Annotated in this window: 18 protein-coding genes and 1 pseudogene; 14 read left to right on the top strand and 5 right to left on the bottom strand. The window is 70.9% G+C overall.

Annotated elements, in window-relative coordinates:
* Window positions 1–149: 149 nt before the first annotated feature.
* The 4 genes from ACGFYU_RS05825 (at window position 150) to ACGFYU_RS05810 (ending at window position 3,129) form a co-directional block, all read left to right on the top strand.
* On the top strand, window positions 150–554 hold the full coding sequence (locus ACGFYU_RS05825; RefSeq protein ID WP_393826013.1) for a hypothetical protein: 405 nt from the start codon (window positions 150–152) through the stop codon (window positions 552–554).
* Window positions 555–696: 142 nt separating this feature from the next.
* Complete coding sequence (locus ACGFYU_RS05820) at window positions 697–2,478, top strand: FG-GAP repeat domain-containing protein (protein WP_393826012.1); 1,782 nt, start codon at window positions 697–699, stop codon at window positions 2,476–2,478.
* Between the two features lie 244 nt (window positions 2,479–2,722).
* Complete coding sequence (locus ACGFYU_RS05815; RefSeq protein WP_393826011.1) at window positions 2,723–2,896, top strand: hypothetical protein; 174 nt, start codon at window positions 2,723–2,725, stop codon at window positions 2,894–2,896.
* Window positions 2,896–3,129, top strand: coding sequence for a hypothetical protein (locus ACGFYU_RS05810; RefSeq protein ID WP_393826010.1), 234 nt, complete (start codon window positions 2,896–2,898; stop codon window positions 3,127–3,129). The genes ACGFYU_RS05815 and ACGFYU_RS05810 overlap by 1 nt, the downstream gene beginning before the upstream one ends.
* A 94-nt stretch (window positions 3,130–3,223) precedes the next feature.
* Here ACGFYU_RS05810 and ACGFYU_RS05805 read toward each other — a convergent pair whose 3' ends face one another.
* The gene (locus ACGFYU_RS05805) at window positions 3,224–3,823 is read right to left on the bottom strand and encodes a transposase (protein ID WP_393826009.1); all 600 of its coding nucleotides are present in this window, start codon (window positions 3,821–3,823) and stop codon (window positions 3,224–3,226) included.
* 452 nt (window positions 3,824–4,275) lie between these two features.
* Here ACGFYU_RS05805 and ACGFYU_RS05800 point away from each other — a divergent pair, with 452 nt between their 5' ends.
* Complete coding sequence (locus tag ACGFYU_RS05800) at window positions 4,276–4,533, top strand: hypothetical protein (RefSeq protein ID WP_393826008.1); 258 nt, start codon at window positions 4,276–4,278, stop codon at window positions 4,531–4,533.
* A gap of 1,024 nt (window positions 4,534–5,557) precedes the next feature.
* On the opposite strand, the gene ACGFYU_RS05795 is transcribed toward ACGFYU_RS05800, so the two are convergent.
* On the bottom strand, window positions 5,558–6,484 hold the full coding sequence (locus tag ACGFYU_RS05795; RefSeq protein ID WP_393826007.1) for a hypothetical protein: 927 nt from the start codon (window positions 6,482–6,484) through the stop codon (window positions 5,558–5,560).
* A gap of 477 nt (window positions 6,485–6,961) precedes the next feature.
* Between ACGFYU_RS05795 and ACGFYU_RS05790 the strand changes: the two genes are divergently transcribed.
* Window positions 6,962–7,513: a cupin domain-containing protein gene (locus ACGFYU_RS05790; protein ID WP_393826006.1), complete on the top strand. Its 552-nt coding sequence runs from the start codon at window positions 6,962–6,964 to the stop codon at window positions 7,511–7,513.
* A 448-nt stretch (window positions 7,514–7,961) separates the two neighbouring features.
* Window positions 7,962–8,492, top strand: a complete 531-nt coding sequence (locus ACGFYU_RS05785; RefSeq protein ID WP_393826005.1) for a hypothetical protein — start codon at window positions 7,962–7,964, stop codon at window positions 8,490–8,492.
* 96 nt (window positions 8,493–8,588) lie between these two features.
* Here ACGFYU_RS05785 and ACGFYU_RS05780 read toward each other — a convergent pair whose 3' ends face one another.
* Both ACGFYU_RS05780 and ACGFYU_RS05775 read right to left on the bottom strand, forming a co-directional pair.
* Entirely contained in the window at window positions 8,589–8,804 is a 216-nt protein-coding gene (locus ACGFYU_RS05780; RefSeq protein WP_393826404.1) for a hypothetical protein, read from the bottom strand.
* Between the two features lie 412 nt (window positions 8,805–9,216).
* Window positions 9,217–9,531 (bottom strand): hypothetical protein, encoded by a 315-nt coding sequence (locus tag ACGFYU_RS05775; RefSeq protein WP_393826004.1) that lies wholly within the window; start codon window positions 9,529–9,531, stop codon window positions 9,217–9,219.
* A gap of 121 nt (window positions 9,532–9,652) precedes the next feature.
* Here ACGFYU_RS05775 and ACGFYU_RS05770 point away from each other — a divergent pair, with 121 nt between their 5' ends.
* The 3 genes from ACGFYU_RS05770 to ACGFYU_RS05760 all read left to right on the top strand — a co-directional run bounded on the left by ACGFYU_RS05770 (window position 9,653) and on the right by ACGFYU_RS05760 (window position 11,982).
* Complete coding sequence (locus ACGFYU_RS05770) at window positions 9,653–9,877, top strand: hypothetical protein (protein WP_393826003.1); 225 nt, start codon at window positions 9,653–9,655, stop codon at window positions 9,875–9,877.
* A gap of 100 nt (window positions 9,878–9,977) precedes the next feature.
* Window positions 9,978–10,961: an MBL fold metallo-hydrolase gene (locus tag ACGFYU_RS05765; protein WP_393826002.1), complete on the top strand. Its 984-nt coding sequence runs from the start codon at window positions 9,978–9,980 to the stop codon at window positions 10,959–10,961.
* Complete coding sequence (locus ACGFYU_RS05760) at window positions 10,951–11,982, top strand: RNA ligase family protein (RefSeq protein WP_393826001.1); 1,032 nt, start codon at window positions 10,951–10,953, stop codon at window positions 11,980–11,982. Before ACGFYU_RS05765 ends, ACGFYU_RS05760 begins: the two co-directional genes overlap by 11 nt.
* A 1-nt stretch (window position 11,983) precedes the next feature.
* On the opposite strand, the gene ACGFYU_RS05755 is transcribed toward ACGFYU_RS05760, so the two are convergent.
* Window positions 11,984–13,384 (bottom strand): hypothetical protein, encoded by a 1,401-nt coding sequence (locus ACGFYU_RS05755; protein WP_393826000.1) that lies wholly within the window; start codon window positions 13,382–13,384, stop codon window positions 11,984–11,986.
* A gap of 192 nt (window positions 13,385–13,576) precedes the next feature.
* On the opposite strand from ACGFYU_RS05755, the gene ACGFYU_RS05750 reads away from it, so the two are divergent.
* From ACGFYU_RS05750 to ACGFYU_RS05735, 4 genes and pseudogenes are all read left to right on the top strand, one after another.
* Window positions 13,577–14,230, top strand: a complete 654-nt coding sequence (locus ACGFYU_RS05750) for a hypothetical protein (protein WP_393825999.1) — start codon at window positions 13,577–13,579, stop codon at window positions 14,228–14,230.
* A 108-nt stretch (window positions 14,231–14,338) separates the two neighbouring features.
* The gene (locus ACGFYU_RS05745; RefSeq protein WP_393825998.1) at window positions 14,339–14,710 is read left to right on the top strand and encodes a hypothetical protein; all 372 of its coding nucleotides are present in this window, start codon (window positions 14,339–14,341) and stop codon (window positions 14,708–14,710) included.
* The gene (locus ACGFYU_RS05740; RefSeq protein WP_393825997.1) at window positions 14,707–14,895 is read left to right on the top strand and encodes a hypothetical protein; all 189 of its coding nucleotides are present in this window, start codon (window positions 14,707–14,709) and stop codon (window positions 14,893–14,895) included. Before ACGFYU_RS05745 ends, ACGFYU_RS05740 begins: the two co-directional genes overlap by 4 nt.
* A gap of 33 nt (window positions 14,896–14,928) precedes the next feature.
* Window positions 14,929–15,165 (top strand): annotated as a pseudogene (locus tag ACGFYU_RS05735) (IS6 family transposase); the annotation flags it as partial.

The raw sequence follows: 15,165 nt of genomic DNA, 5'->3' as shown, positions 1-15,165 counted from the left end.
GGCCCGGCCCCCTGGCAGCCGCGGGTGGTGCTCACCACCGACGCGCCCGCCCAGGGGGCCGCGTCGTTCGCTTCCCCTCCCGGGAGGGGCGTCCCGTCCAAGCCGGGCACGGGCAAGGCCGGCTAACCCCTCGCGAAGGAGCCCGGTCCGTGTCCACCCCCGAACCTGCCGTGCCGCCCGAAGCCGATCCGTTCGCCGAAGCGGTGGTGGCGGCCTGGTCGGGTTCGTCCGCGGCGGCGCGGGCGCCGTTGAAGTGGGTGGCGAAGACGGCACGGTCCTGCGGCGTCGACGCCGGGGACGTCAGCCCGACCCAGCCGACCGGCGCGGGCCGGCCGGCCCGAACCGACTGCGGCACCGACGGCGGGGAGGGGTACGGCTGGCCGCTGATCAACCGGCTGGCCGACGCGGTGGAGGTCCGGCCGGTCCCGAGAGCGGCAAGACCGTCCACGTGCACCTGGCCGCCGGCCCCTGAGCAGGTGACGCGCCGGCACGTCGTCCTCAGACGCCCGGCGCAGGAAGCCCAACTGATGTGCCAGGAACGGGAACCAGAGTGATCGTGCCGACGTGAAGGTCGGTGACGGGGCTCAGCGTGCACGGACGGAAGCGGGGGGCCGTTCACGCACGGACGCGTGATCCCGGACACACACATGACGTGTGCCAGGGCAGAGCCCCACGGCTCGATCCTCAGGGGGGATCTTGACTACATCGCACCACACGTCACCGCAGCGCAGACGGCTGCGCGCCCTGGCCGCCGGGAGCGTTCTCGCCCTGGCCGCCGGCGCCCTGGCCGCCGCGCCGAGCGTCGCCGCGCCGAGCATGGGCGCGCCGAGCGTCGCCGCGCCGAGCTTGGCCGTGCCGAGCCCGGCCGTGCCGGCGCCGGGACCATCGGCCGTGACCGGAACGGCCGGAGGCCACGAGCTCCCGACCGTCGTCCTGCCGACCCCGGTCCCAGCCGAGGTGGCCGCTGCCGCCAAGCCGCGGCACGACGTCGACGGCGACGGCGTCAGCGACATGATCGTCATGGAGTACGACCAGGTCACGGCGGTCTACCTGTCGTCGATCAAGGCCTGGAGCGAGTACACGGTCATCAAGACCGATCCCGACCCCGAGGCCTCGTTCAAGGACCTGCTGCCGGTGGGCGACGTCGGCGGCACCACCCAGCCCGAACTCCTCTCGCTCACCTTCGACGGCGTGCTCACGCTCTACGAGGCGGGCGTGAAGAGCACCTCGGCGCCCTTGTGGTCGGGCCGCGGCTGGCAGATCTACAACCGGATCATCGCCACCGGCGATCTGACCGGCGACCGCCGCCCCGATCTGCTGGCCCGGGACCCCGCCGGTGACCTGTGGCTGTACACCGGAACCGGGACGGTCAGCAAGCCCTTCAACTCCCGGGTCAAGGTCGGCTCCGGCTGGGGGATCTACGACCAGGTCGTGGGCGCCAACGACGTCGACGGCGACGGCATCGGCGACGTCCTCACCCGTACCCTGGCCGGCGAGCTGTGGTTCCACAAGGGAGCCGGCAGCCCCACCGCCCCGCTCAAGCCCGGCGTCAAGGTCGGCACCGGCTGGAACAAGTACAACGTGATCACCGGCTCGGACGACGGCGACGGCGACGGCAAGAGCGACCTGCTCGCCCGCGACCACGACGGCGTGGAGTACTGGTTCAAGTCGATCGGTGGCGGCAAGTTCGCCGCACCCGCCTACTTCGGCAGCGGCTACGAACTCAACAAGTTCATCGTCGGCGCGGGCACCACATCGCTCTTCGGCAAGGGCCAGAACGTGATGACCCAGGCCGACAACGTCCTGGTCAAGTACCACGCCCTGGCCAACAGCGCCTACTACTCGCCGCCGTACGAGGTCGGCAAGGAGACGCCCGGTTCCCGCAACACCTACGCCACGGGCCTCAACAGCCACAACCACGCCAGCTACGTGCAGAACATCGGCACCGACCTCTACGTCCGCGGCGTGAAGGTCAGTACGTCGTGGAACTACACCATGATGGCCGGCCCCGGCGACCTCACCGGCGACGGGAAGGGCGACCTGGTCAGCCGTGACTCCGCCGGCGTCCTGTGGCTGCACCCCGGGGACGGCCTGCCGTACACGAAGTTCGGCACGCGCATCAAGGTCGGCACCGGCTGGAACGCCTACAACACCCTCGTCGGCGCGGGCGACTACTCCGGGGACGGGCGGCCCGACCTGCTCGCCCGGGACACCGCCGGCGGTCTCTTCCTCTACAAGGGCACCGGCACGGCCAGCGCGCCGTTCGCTCCCCGGGAGCAGGTCGGCAGCGGCTTCAACCAGTACGACACACTGTTCGTACCGGGTGACATCAACGGTGACAGCAAGGGCGACCTGATGGCCCGGCTCCCGAACGGCGACGTGTACACGTACACCTCGACGGGCAAGACAGGCGCCGCGACCTTCGCCCCCCGGGTGAAGTTCGGCACCGGGTGGAACATCTACAAGAACATGCTCTGACACCCGGCGGCCCCGGGCCGCTGAGAGCGACGGCGCGGGTCCGCCCGCCGGCCCCGGCCGGCGACCGGGCCCGCGCCCGACTCGGGCCGGCGCGTGAGCCGGCCGGGGGCCACCCCGGGACGGCGGGGAGAACCGTCTCCGCGACGCGGAGCAGGGCGGCATCGTCCAGCAGGCCGCCGTCGGTGAGCCAGACGCTCATTCGGCGAAGGCGTGAAGAACCTCGCCGAAATCACTGTCACCACCAGTGCAGAGGGACCGCAACCTCGACCTCATCACAGCCACCGACAAACACACCTTCTGGGTGGTCGACCTGGCCACGTGGGTGGACGCGACCGATCTCGAGTCGAGCCAGGCCCATGGCTCCGGACCAGCTTACGGGCAGCAGGACATGCGCGAAGATTTCGAGAAGGAATGGTAATGGCTGCGATTGTCTACTTTCGCAAGATTGTCGAGACGGCGGAATTCGCCGAATATGAATTCGGAGATGATCCCGATAATTTCGTGCGGAGAATGACCATGGACAAGGCGTCCTGCACCTCGGCGGTCGAGGACGGCCAGGTCGACTACACGTTCCTCAAGGCCTCCCGGAAGATCAACGCCGTGCATACCGAGCGCGGAGCGTGGCCGGACCGGGGGATGAGCGTGAGCTGACGGGGGCGGCGACTTGCGTCAGGCCGACGCGACGAAAGGAGCCGGCCGTGGGCCCGGGGGTGTCCCCGTCGGGCGGGGGCGCGATGGCAGGTATTCAGGCTTCGGTCAGCCAGCCTTCCTCAAGACCGCCCAGAACAAACCCGTTCTCGAAGCGCACCCTGTATCTGATCTGAGCGCCGACTCCGGCGTCGATCCCTCCGTGCTGGATGATCTGCTGACGGAGGTTGTCGAGCACGCCGGCCGTGAAGCCATCGAACTGGACGCCGCGTATTCGCCGTTCGAATTCCGCGAGCCCGTCCTGGGCCGCGCCCCCAGCTTCCTTTGCCGAGCCCGTGACGATGCCCTCCAAGCCCTCGGCCAGGCACAGCGGACCGGGGCAGCCGATCCTGGCCGCCGTGTCGTTTGCGGTGACCTGCACATCCCTGGTCAGCTTCACCTTGGCGCCGGTCTCGTACGGCATGGGTGTACCCCCTGGTTCGATCTTGGCCGTGACCATGGCAAGCGTAGTCGGGATGCCATGGAAGGAAGGGGTGTCCGGCAAGATCAGGAGCCCCGAGGCTTGCTGCCCTTCGTATCGGCCTCGGCCCGCAACTGCTCGAAGATCCGCTTCCAGGTCATGGCCCGGCTTCTCTCCTGCCGGCAGCAACGGCTCCAACCGCTCCCACTGGCCGTTCGTCAGATGACCACGACGCACGGGCAGCGATCGTCCATGACCTTGATCCACTTCAGGCCCTGGATCGTTTCGGGGCGAGGAACTTGACCAACGAGCCACCGTTTACCGGCTGCCGTCGCGCGACACGCGAGGAACCCTGTTCCTGCTTCTCGTCAACATTTCCCACAGCAGCCGCCCGCGGTCGTTCCGGAATCCGGCTACAAACGTTTCTCCATCCATCTGGCCTACATAGCGATCCGGGAGCAGGCGGAAGCCATCAGCACGGGCGAACCGTACGTCCTGCGTGTCATGGTGGCCTGACCGCGACCGCGCCGTACAGGCCGTTGTCCCGTCGGGTTCAGGCCTTCGCCGACCTCGGCCGGCGTGTGCGAGGGCAGGGGCAAGCTGGGCGTGGTTCATCGAAGAGCGCCCGCGATGCCGGCCGCGGCCGCCTTCTCGGCTCGGCCTTTGTCAGCGACATCAACTCCCGGCCCTTGGCCGCCGGACCAGAGCGGGCCCGCCTCCTCGCGGTCGGCTTCTTCTCCCCGCGCGACGCCTGGGGGCCGGCGGAGCCGGCCATGTCGCCGATGTCCTTCGGACTCCTGGCCCACTCCACGCTGCCGCGCACGGCCTCCATCAATTCGACGGCACCGGTCGGGGCCGCCGCCGGTTCGGCCTTCTCCACCGTCTCCCCGGCTGCCTTTGACTTCACCAGGGTCTCGACCTTCTCGCGGAAGGCCTCCGGGTCCTAGTCCATACCCAACTTCATCGTGCTGCCGCGCCGTTGGGTCGTCGATCGGACCCTGGCACGGATGATGCACGCTCGCCGACCCGCACGGGACTACGAAAGACTCGTCCAGCACTCCGAGCCCCTGATCACATGGGCCGTCATCACCCTGATGACCCCGGCGCCCGACCCGCGTCAGCCCCCTGGACGAGGAACACCGCCACCACCCGACGCGATACCAAAAGGTGGCGTTGACGGTCAGACCGATGCGGATCTGTGGTGCCGCGGTACCGGCCGGCCTCGGTCGGCCGGTACCGGTCCAGCGCGTCCACCAGGCCGCCGAACGAAGGTCAGAGTCTCAAGAACGCCAGCGGACGCGGAGGGAACCAGCCGCGCGGCCAGCGTCGACAGACCGGGCTCAGCCGGGGAGCGCCGGCCCGCGTTGTACAAGGCGACGGCGGCGTAGGTCGACAGGTGGCCGTCATAGCAGTTGACCTGGGAAGGAACCCCCAGGTACTGGGGGTGGTTCGGTTCTCGGTGAGCCACTGCACTGACGCGGGCTGCTGCGGGCCCTCGACGAGGGACGCAGCGGCGACGTCTTACACCGAAGGGGACAAGTCATCCTGCCAGGGTGACGCGCCGCCTGTCATGGTGCCTCCAGGATCTCGGGGATCGGGCTTATGCCCCTGCGGGGAGAAGGAGTTCGGCCGCGATGGACTCAGCCGGGCACGGTCCGGTCGCTGCCGATGCTTGCCGTCTGCCGGGCATGCGATGTCGGCTGCTGTCCGGGCGATGGAATGCATCCGCAGCGCCTGGCGGTCCCGCTGCCGTTGCGGCGATGGGGGGGCACGGCAGGGCGTGTGCCGGGACGACGACTTCGGGGTACGCCTCGAACTTGGCTTGCTCGGCGGCGTCGGGCTCGAGCCGCTGCACATTGTGCACGGTGTATTCGACGCGGCCGTGCGGGGCAGAACGGATCACACCAGTCACGTGGCCATGTGACTGGAGACGGCGGTGGTCACCGTACGTCGAGCCGGCCGTCTGCCGGTTCAGGCGTCGACGTCGATCATGGTCAGGCCGGGGTAGACGTTCTGCCAGAGGTAGCGGCGGCAGTGGAGGTGCCAGTACACAAAGGCCGTCATGTACCGCTCCAGGTACGGGCGCTGCTCGTCATCGGCCAGCCGCAGCACTCGCCGGTATGCCGCCAGGCCACTGTCGACGCTGCGGCGGTACGAAGCCAGGTAGGGGATGCCCTCCTGGACCGCGCGGCGATGGATCCGGCTGATCCGGAAGTCCTCGCCGTCCACCGCCTCCTTGTAGAAGGACAGCACGTCGTTGATGTCGTTGAGGTAGCTGACGCAGGAGCTCAGCGCGGCCGTCCAGAAGGCCCGGTGACGGTGGGCACTCAGACTCGAGTCGGCGAACTGCAGGCTGGTGAACCAGAACTGGGAGAAGCCGTTGAAGATCCTGACGAAGTCACTGTCGACCTCGTCGGACACGTCCGGATCGAACTCCGACTCCATCAGGACGCCGTTGATCGCGCTGTAGAGGAGCGTCCTGTAGGCGGCCAGGAAGGTCGGATCGCAGAAGCCCGCGACCTCACGGAACATGTAGTCGATGTACCGCTGGTTCGGTGCGGTCGCGACCTCGGGTGAGCCGGGCAACATGCCCGCCCGCAGGACGGCTTCGGCCTCGGCACTGTCCTTGGAGCACACATCGTCGAGGTTGGTGACGAACACCCAGATCCGGTCGACGGCGAACGCGAGCGCCGGGTCGGCGATGGGCACCATCAGGGCGCGCATCAGTGTGATGTTCCGGGTCGTGGCAGGGGGCACCACCACCCGGAAGGCCTCGAACTCGGCCGTCAGCAGGTCGGTGTGTGCCCGGGCCCGCGCGTGGTCGAACGACGGGTCGAATGACTTGGTAGCGGCGATCGCCTGCTCGACCAGGCCGGCGTCCAGCACGCTGGCGACCATCGAGCGATGGCGGGCTTCGGGAATCGCCTCCAGCCCACGCCGCACCGTACGACGCAACGTGTCGATACCGGGTGGCGGCCGATGCCTGAGCAGAGCAGGGCCCGTCGGGAGCATGCCGTGTCCTTCCGTGGAACCCGGGAGCCGTCCCCCGAGGCTGCCTCGGATACTCACACAGCGTACTCCCACGCCCCCACCTCGAAAGCACCGTTGACCCCACCGGGTGCACGGCGCCCCAACGGGTTGACGGCGAGGGCCGGCTCGGCCGGCCCGTACCGAACTCGCCCTCCCCAGCCCCCGGCCGCACGTCCGAATCTGCAAGGGAAGCGTCATGGCGGACATGGCAGCCATGAACTGATCATGGAGGCCGTACCGGGACTCGCCGCGCGGCGGGGAGGGGAATCGTGGACGGATCCGCGATCTCGCTCTCTCCGCTCCTTCGGCGTGCGCCCTGAGAACCCGAAGCGTAAGGAGACATCCATGCGTGCCAAGGCACGGAGCATCACCGCGGTTGTGGTCGCCATGACTTCGGTTGCCCTGCTGGCAGCCTGCTCGGCCGACGCCGAGGCCAAGGACGGCCAGCAGAAGGAGCAGGGCAGCAGCACTGCATCGACCGCGCCCCCGGCACCCGCGGCGCCCACGGGCCCGACGGCAGGAAAGGCCCCGTCCGAACTCCTCTCCTTCCCCTCCTCCAGCCGCACGTGGAAGGAGCTCCCGGAGTCGGGCGGCGTGAAGTACGCGAACGTGCGCGGCGAGCTCGCGGGTAGCGGCAGCTACGAGGCGTTCGTGTCCTTCCCCGCCGGGAAGGACAACCCGATGCACGTCCACAGCCAGGACCTGCCGACCGTCGTCCTGAAGGGCACCTTCTACGCCGACATCGACGGGAAGCGCGTCCAGTACCCGGCCGGTTCCTACTACCGCCTCCCCGCGGGCAGGCCACACCTGAGCGGATGCGAGAAGGGAGAGGACTGCCTCCTCTTCCAGTACCAGGACGACCATTTCGACCTGGAGCCCACCACGGCAGGCCAGTAGCCCAAGCCGACTCGCGGCCCTGCCGGGTGCGCGCACGACACCAGTCGGCGCGCCCCGGTCCCGGGTTCTGTTGTTCCTCGGGGTGTCAGGGTCGGCCGTTGCGCCGCAGCAGGATCGTCAGGGCGGCCCGGGAGGCGGCCATTGCGGCGACACAGCCCGCGGATTCGAGGCCGGTGGCGGCTGTGAGGGCTCCGCTCCCGGGCGGGGCGGCAGTGGTCGACCGCCGGTGTACGGCCGACGGCACTGCGCAGTTCGGACAGGCGTGAGTGCAGGGTCTGCCTCCTCCAGGCGTTGGACGAGCGTCAGCGCGATGTCCTGGCGCGCATGGGCATGGCCGCGACGGCTGGGTGACGGCCAGCCGCCCGGACACCCGGGGAGAGCGTCCCTCGTCGGGGGCGGTTTCGAGGTGGGGCCGTGTCTCCCTTGGCGGTACCGGCATTGACCGGCCATGAACATCAAGTACAGGGTGGCGGCCGCAGCGTTGGCTGCGGCCGCAGTGGCGGCAGCGGTGGTGCCCGCCGCCATGGCCGCGCCGGCCTACAAGTGCGCGTCCAGTACCAAGGATATTGACGACAGCGGCTATGACGGGCCGTGGCCGGACAACTGGAAGGTCACGGTGAAGACGTGCGCGGCCCGCTCCGGGAACACGGTCTACGCCTATGCCGAAGTGAAGTGGGACGGCACCCGTTTCCGCGAGGAGGACGACCCGACGATCTTCGACGGGGCCAAGCTGCGGTTGCAGATCAAGTTGTCCAGTGAGGGCACCGACTCCGTGGTGATCGAGGGGGACTTCACTGAACTTGAACGCCGGATGGGGAACAGCACCTCCGGGGGGAACTACGACGGCCACTACCGGACGCCGACGCTCAGCCACCGTGCCGGCCCCGGAGCGCTGGCCGACTCGGTGCTGTTCCTGGACTGGCACGGTGACGGCCGCGGCTACGGGCGCCACGACTACACGGGCTCGCCCACCGTCTGACCCCGGGCCGCCGCCGGGGTCGCGCTCGGCGCCGCTATTGACCGGCGCAGCGGCAGTGCGGCCCGCCACGCTCCCCGGGTGGCGGCCCGTCCGTGTTCACGCCCCGCCGGTGTCCGGGCTCCACACGGCCGGCCCGCCGCCGCGCCACTCGATCAGCAGCGCATCGTCAAGCCGGACGTCGTCCGGGTCGAGGCCGGCCCGCCGAAGGAACTCCAGAAGATCGCCGGGGCCCAGGGCGAGGCCGAGAATCTCGCCGTCGATCCGGGCACGGCGCCCGCCCTCGGTGTCGGGCGGAGACGTGACCACGCGCAGCAGAGTCGGGTGGTTGCGGTCTCGCGTTCCGCGGCGGAGGCAAGGGCCGCCTCCGTGCGGCTGAGTTCGCCGCGCAGGTAAGTGACCAGAGTCCGCAGCCGCGGAGGTCGAGCGGCAGGACGGACATGCTCAGCCCCCGTACTGCGCTTGCCCCGCGGCCTTGCAGGACGCACACGTGGGCGACGCGCCAACCCCGTATTTGCACGTCGGGGCGTGGCAGATCGCGCACGGGCCGATCTGGCTGGGAGCCCAGGTGGCGGGCTGGGGTCTGGCGGGGGATTCGGGGGCAGCCATTGTGACCGAGCGCGGTACATGGCCCGGTTGGACACCTCCGATGCACAGATTCGACCCGACGGTGACGCCGAGCGGAAGCTGGCCCGTCTGCTTGTGGTACCACCCGGGCGTGAGGGGATCAGCGCAGCAGTAGAGCGCCGGGCACCTGCTCGTCGAAGATTTCGATCAACCGGTCGAAGGCCGTCTGATCCTCGCTGGCACGAGCCGCGGCAAGCTCCTTGCGGGACTGGCGGCGGATGGTCGGCGACCGGGCTGAAATGGTCTTTCCAGTGCTGGGTATCAGCTGCTGAGGTCGAACACGCCCCACGCGGTGAACGGCTCGGCCTGCCGGCCTCTGGTACCTGCAGACCCGGCCGGTCGATCCGACCGAACCGACCGACATCGAGTCCTGGCCGATCGCCCAGGCCCTGTGGTCCCTGGGCTTCGTTGCCATCCTGCTCCATGTCAGCCCGCCCTGGGAGCAATGGCCCCGGCCGCTGGAACGCTGGAACGGCCTGGTCAGCCTGCTCAACTCACGCGCTGTCAGCGTCTACCCCTGGCATCAGGTGGCGTTGGTGGTCGCCATCCCGCTGATCGACCCCCTCTGGTCCGTCCACTTCGTCTCCACGCACCTCCAGTGGCTGCTGGCCATCCCATGGTTCACGCTGATGGTGGCGATCCCGCTGATCGGCCTGCTGGTGCTGATGTTCGGCTGGGTCGAGGACGTGGCCGCCAAGCGCTCGCCACGGCTGTTCCCGTACCCGCGCCGCCAACGGGGCAGGCGCCGCGCGGCTGCCTGACGGGCCGCGCCGCCCGCGCGGAAAACCACGGGCCGCCCCGCCACGCCGCCGCTACGATCGGGGCCCTCACCTTGATCACGGCGGTCCGACGGAGGCACCGATGGCACAGGCCCCCGAGCGGACCCCCGCCCACCCCGAACGGCTGGATCGGGGACACCCGTTCCGCCAGTGGAAGACCTGGCGCATACCCGGCACCGAGCTGACGCTCACCGGGTACTCACGCGCCAACGACAAGACGTTCTTCCACATCCCCGAACTGCGCTGCGCGCTCGACGCCGGCCTCGCCGAGGGCCGTCAGCCGGAGACCGTCTTCCTCACCCACACCCACCACGACCATTCCAAGGACCTCGACTACCTCGCCGCCAGGCCCGCCGGCGTCGACATCCACCTGCCCGCCCCCGCGGTCCCGTACGTGGAGCGCTTCCTGCGGGCCTCCGCCGAACTCAACCACGGAACGGCCTACGACCCCACCCTCGCCGCGAACTGCCGGCTGCACGGGGTGCGCGGCGGCGACGAGTTCACCTTCGGCCGCCGCGGGCACCACGTACGGGTGGTGGAGTGCGCGCACAAGGTGCCGTGCGTGGGCTACGCCTTCTCCGAACGCCGCAGGGAACTGCTGCCCGAATACGAGGAGTTGCGGCGCTCCATCGCCGGACAGGGCCGGGGCGGCGCCGAGTTCGGGCGTATCCTCGCGCAGCGCCGCAAGGAGGGCGCCGAGGTGGAACACGAGGTACTCAAGCCGTTGTTCGCGCTGCTCGGCGACACCCACGTGAGCGTCTTCGAGGACAACCCGTGGCTCTTCGCGTACCCGGTGGTCATCACCGAGTGCACCTACCTCGACGACGCCGAGCTGGAGCGCGCCGACCGGGTCGGGCACACCGTGTGGAGCCGGCTGAGGCCCGTCGTCGAGGCCCACCCGGACACCCTCTTCGTCCTCACCCACTTCAGCCTGCGCCACTCGGACCAGGACGTCCTCGCCTTCTTCGGCGACGCGCGCCCCGACAACGTGCTGCTGTGGGCGCACCCCGACAGTCGGCTGCCCGAACAGCACCAGCACGGCGGCGGAGGTCGGCATGGCGGCTGACAGCGGGTGGTCACCGTACCCCAAGATCCCCTCCCGGGCCCGGCTGGGCGAGGCGAGGGCGGTCCGGGAGTGGGTCGCGCTGGAGAAGGTCCACGGAGCGAACTTCGCCGTCGTGTGCGACCGGGCCGGAGCACGCCCGGGCAAGCGCCGCGAACTGCTCGGCGAGAGCGGCCTCGACGAATTCTTCGGCGTGGGACGGATATGGCCGGCCCTGGCCGTCGCCGCGGACCGCTGTGCAGCCGCCCTGCGCCGCGCGTACGGCACCCATCCCTCGGCACCGGTCACGGTCTACGGCGAACTGGCCGGCGGGCGCTACCCGCACCCGCACGTGCCGCCCTCGCCGGGTACGGAGCCGGTGCAGACCGGCGTCTGGTACGCGCCGGGGCTGCTCTGGCTGCCGTTCGACGCCACGGTCGAGACGGTCGGCGGCGGCACCCGCTGGGTCGGCGACCGGGCGCTGCGGCAGGCCGCCGACGCCGCGGGCCTGCACTGCGCCCCGCTGATCGCACGCGGTTCACTCGCCCAGGTGCAGGAGCGGACGCCGGCATTCCAGACCCGGGTGCCGGCCCTGCTCGGCCTTCCCGAACTGCCCGGCAACCTCGCGGAGGGACTCGTCATCAAGCCGGCCGACGAGTGGCGGACCCCCGACGGCACCGACACCGGGCCGGCCGCCCGCCCGGTGGCCAAGTACAAGCACCCCGCCTTCGCAGAGGACGAGCGCTTCGACGGCTCGCGCCCGTACCGGGCGCCGGCCGAAGGCGCGGCCGGGGTGCCCGGCTGGCTCCTCGGCCAGGTCGCCGCGCTGCTCACCCCGGCCCGGGCGGCGGCAGCCGTCGGCAAGCTGGGCCCGTGCACCCCGGCCGAGGAGGTCGCCGCCGAGATCACCCGGGACGCGGTCGAGGAGGCAGCCGAGGCCCTCGGAGGCCTCGACGACGGCCTCGCCCCGGCCCTGGAGCGGGCGCTGCACGCCGGCGCGCTCGCACTCGCCCGCTTCGACGCGGCCGACCGCCGGGCCCCGTGATTCAGAGCCCGGCCAGCGTGTCGCGCAGCCTTCGGGCTTCCTTCAGCAGGAGGGACGACCCCGGCCGCCGGGCCAGAGCGGTCACCTCGGGCAGTTCGCCGCGCGCGCCCGACAGCCGAGCGGCGTCCGCCGCGACGGCGAGCAGCGCCCCGTGCGCCTGCGGCCGGGTGCTGGCCAGGAGGCCCGGGAGTGCGGCGGCCAGGACCGCCCAGACCGGGGCGGCGCCCTGCGGGGCGGCGGCCGCCGCCCGCAGAGAATCGGTCGCCAGGTCGACCTTCAGCGTGCCCAGCCCCACGAGTTCGGCGAGCTCCCGGCCCAGCAACTCCTCGTCCAGGCTGTCCCGCGCGGCCAGCAGGAGCAGCGCCCGTACGGCGGCGTCCCGGTCCTCCTGGGGAACGGAGGCGAGCCCGTAGGCGACGGCGATGTGCACGGCCGGTCCGGCCGGGCCGTCGGCCGCGGCGAGCGCCTCCAGGAAGCCGGGCGCGCCGCGGCCGCCGTCCTGATCGGCCGCCGACGCGACCCCCGTGAGCAGCCGGGCCGCGGCGATCTCCGGGTGCCAGGGCAGAGTCGCGACCGTGTGCGCGTCCCGGAAGTCCGCCAGGGACCCGTGCGGGCAGGAGATGGCCGGCTCGAACCTTCGGAACAGCGACCAGAACTGCCGGGGGAACGCCCCGCGGCCCTCGATCGCCTCGTGCCCCACCAGGATCCGGCGGCCGACGCGGGCTCCCCGGCGCCGGCTGGGACGTTCGGGCGCACCGGACTCGCGCTCCCGCCACCCCGCCGGCTGCGGCAGCCCGCCCTGCCGCAGCCAGTCGGCCACCCGGGGCCCCTCCGCCAGCTCCAACTTCTCGGCGGCGCACACGGCTTCGGCGTCGACCGGGCCGCAGCAGCGTAGCAGCGCCTGCCCCAGGTCCGCCGGGCCGGGCCGGACCCCGAGGCGCCCGTACTCCGCGAGCCGCTCGACCAGATGGCGCGGCTCCACCGCACCGGTCGGCCCGCTCGGCACGGACAGCGGGAACGGGACGGGGTCGCCGGCCCGCAGCCGTGCCTGGAGTTCACCCACGCGCGCCCCCGCGATGTAGTCCAGAGCCACGTGCTGGCACAGCTCGAGCCAGCCCGCCCCGGCGTTCTCCCAGGACTCCTCGGCCCGCACGGGCTCCACCGCGGCGCCGACGATGCCCGCAAGGTACGCCACCTGCGGGTCCGGCCGTACCGCGAACTCCCGCGGGACGGACCCCAGCGCGGCGGCCAGCTCCTCCCTGTCCCGGTAGGCATGCACCACCACGGCGCTGAGCAGCCGCTCGAACGTCTCCACACCGGGGCCGAGCCGCTCGCCCAGCACGGCCGCCACCTCGTCGGCGAGCGCACCGGGTGACGGCACGGCGTATTCCCCCTCGACCATGGAACGCAGGTTAGACGCTCCCACCGACAGCGGGCCCACCGTACGGACGTAGCCGCCTGTCCCTGGCCTCGCGGGGTGGCGGGACGGGAATCCCGCGCCGTCGGGACGCTGGCCCCAGGCGGTCGGGACAGCGGGCGCGGGACCGTGGTGGGGCGGGGGAAGGCCCTCCGCTCGGCACCACAGGGGGACGGCATGACCGGCACGGGGGAAGACGGGCGCGCTTGGGGGTGGGGCGGGATCGTGACCGCCCTCGCGGGGATCGGGGTGTTCGTGGCGGCGGGGCCGCTGTGGCCCTTCGAGGAGAGCGATCTCGTCGACAACGCGGCGATGGTGGCCCGCTTGGACGACACGACCATGTGGTGGGCGTTCACCACACAGCTCGCGTTCACGCTGGCCGCCTTGGGGGCCGCGGTCTTCGGTGCCGGGCTCAAGCGGCGGCTGGAGCGGGAGTGCCCGGCCGGCAGCCTGGTGCCGATGACCGCGTTCATGGGGATGCTGCTCACCAGTGTGATGAGCCTGGCCGGGTGCGGGATGGGGACCGAGGCCTTCCACCAGATCCGGATGCGGGCCAAGAGCGACCCGGACACCCTCATGGCCTCGATGGGGCAGCTCGGCACGTACGGCTGGCTCTGGACCGGACTGCTGCTCACCGCCGCCGCCCTGGTCGTCGCGGCCTTCCGGCAGGGGGCCGTCGGGCGCTGGATCGGGGTGGTGAGTGTGGTCTTCGGGCTTCTGCTCGCCGTGACGCAGGTGACCCCGTTCCAGTACATGGCCCTGATGGTCGGCGTACCGTATCTGCTCGTCCTCGGTGTCGCGTTCACTTTCGGTCGGCGTGTCCCGGCCTGACCCTGTGACAGGGACGCGCTGCCTTGAGACCCTCATTCCATGGGGGACTTGGGGGATTTAGAAGCAGCGGGACGCAATCGACAGCGATGCGGCGGCGGCCATCGGGGGGTGGCCGCCGCGGTTCTCGCGTCCACCTGGGGGCTCGCGGTCGCCGGGATCGTCCTCGCCGTCATGACGGGCGCACCCTGGAACAGCGACCAGGGGTTCTTCATCGTCGACACCGCCAACGCGCTCGTGTACGGGCTCGTCGCGGCCGTCGTACTGAGCCGCCGCCTGCACCTGGTGGGCTGGCTCGTCGCCCTGACGGCGGCGGGCACGGGCGTCGCGGCCGTCCAACAGCGCGAGGCAGATCGCGGCACGGGTGGGGTCGGCCAGCAGCCCGGCGAGCCGGGCCAGAGGTTGTACGGACATGGGGCCCATCATGCCCGGCGACGGTTCGGTGCGCGCCGAAGTCTCCCGCACCTAGCGTGGGTCGCATGACGATCTCCGACCCATCAGTCCTCTCCTCTCGTGTCACTGCGTACGCCGACGCCCGTGCAGTGCTCGACCAGCCGCTTCTGGTCCCCGAACCAGGCGCCGATTCGGCGGATGCGCCCGCAGGCTCCCTGGCCTGGTTGCGCGCCACTGTCGCCGGCACTGTCACGTTGTCGGGCGGTCTGGGATGATCTTCGGGTTGGGGGTGTCGGAGGGGATCGTTCGTGTCGTCGTGTGTGGTGCCGTCATACCGGAACCACCGGTATCCGGTGGAGGTCATCTCGCACTGTGTGTGGCTGTACTTCCGCTTTCCCCTCAGCTTCCGCGAGGTGGAGGAGCTGATGCTGGAGCGCGGCATCGTGGTGTCCTACGAGACGGTCCGCCGCTGGTGTCTGAAGTTCGGCCAGGCGTATGCCAACGCGCTGCGCCGGCGGCGCCCGCAGCCGGGCGACAAGTGGCAC

Origin of the sequence: Streptomyces sp. NPDC048337, assembly GCF_043201175.1 — a bacterium.
Classification (GTDB): Bacteria; Actinomycetota; Actinomycetes; order Streptomycetales; family Streptomycetaceae; genus Streptomyces.
This window is presented reverse-complemented; position numbering and strand designations above follow the sequence as displayed.